3 protein-coding genes are annotated in these 2,657 nt (G+C 37.4%); all 3 read left to right on the top strand.

Features of this window, described 5'->3' with window-relative positions:
* Positions 1 to 168: 168 nt before the first annotated feature.
* The gene (locus A9G34_RS06990) at positions 169 to 1,356 is read left to right on the top strand and encodes a hypothetical protein (RefSeq protein WP_065569290.1); all 1,188 of its coding nucleotides are present in this window, start codon (positions 169 to 171) and stop codon (positions 1,354 to 1,356) included.
* 16 nt (positions 1,357 to 1,372) lie between these two features.
* The gene (locus A9G34_RS06985; RefSeq protein WP_065569289.1) at positions 1,373 to 2,200 is read left to right on the top strand and encodes a DUF6708 domain-containing protein; all 828 of its coding nucleotides are present in this window, start codon (positions 1,373 to 1,375) and stop codon (positions 2,198 to 2,200) included.
* A gap of 22 nt (positions 2,201 to 2,222) precedes the next feature.
* Positions 2,223 to 2,657: DUF6708 domain-containing protein (locus A9G34_RS06980; RefSeq protein WP_141670372.1), on the top strand; the 435-nt coding region annotated here is incomplete at its 3' end.

Genomic DNA, 2,657 nt, shown 5'->3' with positions numbered 1-2,657 from the left:
GAATATAAGTCAGATCAAGAAGCGGAATTTAAAGCCCATAGGATTGAAGGTGAAGGTTGGCCCGAATGGATGGTCGAAGCGTTTAATGCCACATCGCAAGAAGAGCTCGCCGAAATCAAACAACGACACCATATAACGGAATAATATAATAAAAATATTATTAAAATAATGGACACCGTTAAAGAAGGTGAAAGCCAAGATAAAAAAATGTACCAACTGGCGATTGACTTAGGCTCGTTAGCGTTATTAAGTGTTGATAGCGTGGCTTTATACCGTGACATCAAATTAAAAATGCAGCTAGTTAAAGCGATGCGTTCAACAGTTTCGGGCACATTAGTGCCTGAAATTAAAGCCAGACTGATGTTAAATACCTTGATTTCTAAAACCGTAGCCAAAGCCTTTGCGGCTATAACTATTTTTGAAGCCTTAGGCGAGTTAAAAAGTGCCTTGGGGATGTGGAATATGGAGCATAAAAGTTATTTGGTTTATAGAGTTATGGGTTCTGTAGCCTTAGGTATTGGCGCATTTCTATTATTATTGGGAAGTGAATTGACTATAGGGATTGGTGTCCTTTTATTAGTTTCAAGTTTATACTTAATTGCTTATAGCAAAAAATACGATAATTTTACCCCTATCGATCACTGGTTAAACCGCTGTTATTTTGGGGTGCAAGAAGAGTTTGCCTATTTAGGGTATGGCGCTTATCACGAAGAGCAAGAGGCATTTGTGGGGTTTGGGCAGTCGGTAAATGACTATTTGGTTGCGGTGTCGGGCATTGACACCTTTATGATCTTTAAAAAACCAAGTTCATTTAGTGGGATGAGGCTACATCACCGCCACCTCTATTTTTATTTAACATACCCGAATAATGCAACCATCGCCCACCTGCCGTTGCAGGCCACGGTTACATTATTTGGTAAGAATGGGCAACGTGATGAGGATATGATTGAATCTCGCTTTAATATCAGTTCAACAGGGGTAAATAACCACTCAGTAGTGGCGCACTCCCCAATCCATCTAAACGAAGATAAAGCCAAAGAAACCCTAAAAATCACCGAATATGTCACCACCGATAAAAACTATTTTATCGACCATTATGAAGCAAAAACCTTTAAAACCCTCACTCAGGGCAAAGCGGTATGGCAATCTAATTTTACCGATATTGAAAAAATCGAAGTAAAAGAGCCAGCTCCTAACCAGCCAGAAAGTCACCTAACGGTAATAACCTGGGTAGCGGGCACCTTTGCTTATGATCTAATAAATAACTATCAAATCAATATCAGCCCTAATGCACAAGATGATAACGAAATCCCGCTTATCATTAATCGAAGCAGTAACCAATTTCACGATGAATAAATAAAAGGAGAATAAAATGCCATCAAAATACCGCCCGCAAATTCTTGGTTGGTTTGGGGATCTAGATAAAGGTCCTTATAGTGTACCTTTGCATGACGATCGCTTAAGTTATGCCAATAATACCTATTGTGCCTTTATTCGTAAGGTTCCCTCAGATCAAATTTTTTATTTGTGTTTATCTATATCATTAATTTTAATGTTTATGGTATTAATCTTCTTTAGTTTTGGCTTTTTTTCAATATTACTAAAAAAATCTGAGTGGAATGTTTTTTTTATAGTATTAGTTGGCATGTTATTAGTTTCATTTGTTATCTATTCATATGCACTTCCAGAACTCTATCAAAATGCTTTTTCTTGGCGTGGTAGCCCCATTATATTTAATCGTAAAACGGGTAAAGTCTATGTTAACGAAAGTTACTTTTTTAACTTTAAAGTATTACGGCATCCTTCGGTATTTTTACAACCGAAAAAACGCCGAATAAAAGAGTATGATTGGGACGATTTGCACGGTGTTATTATTCATAATATGTCACGTAATGCCTTAAGTTCAACCGTGTTAATGGTCTGCCAACCGGGCACGCACCAAGTGATAGATCATATTATGTTAGATCCTATGCGAGCCGGTGCAGGAAGTACATTTGTTTGGGGATGGATCAATAGTTTTATGGTGCATTATAAATCTGCCAATATCGATGACGGTGAATATAAGTCAGTTCAAGAAGCGGAATTTAAAGCCCATAGGATTGAAGGTGAAGGTTGGCCCGAATGGATGGTCGAAGCGTTTAATGCCACATCGCAAGAAGAGCTCGCCGAAATCAAACAACGGTACCATATAACGGAATAACCCAGATGATTAAGGAATAATTATGCCATCAAAATACCGCCCACAAATTCTTGGTTGGTTTGGGGATCTAGATAAAGGTCCACGTTTAGTGCCCCTGCATGACGATCGCTTAAGCTATGCTAATAATACCTATTGTGCCTTTATTCGTCAGGATCACAATGATCAGATTTTTTATTCATCTTTATATCTTATTGCAACCATACTTTTATTCATTGCTGTTATTTTATGGATTTGGTTATTACTTATTCATAAACCTGAAGCGGGTAATTCAATAGTAATTATAGCAATATTGGCTTTGATGGTGAGTATTTTTTCTTTGTATATAACTATTCCTGCCGTTTATCAAAGCTTGTTTTCCCGCCGTGGCAGCCCCATTATATTTAATCGTAAAACCGGTAAAGTCTATGTTAATGAAAGTTACTTTTTTAACTTTAAAGTATTACGGCATCCTGCGGTA

The sequence above is a fragment of the Gilliamella sp. Choc4-2 genome, assembly GCF_001690355.1.
Taxonomy (GTDB): domain Bacteria; phylum Pseudomonadota; class Gammaproteobacteria; order Enterobacterales; family Orbaceae; genus Gilliamella; species Gilliamella apicola_A.
This window is presented reverse-complemented; position numbering and strand designations above follow the sequence as displayed.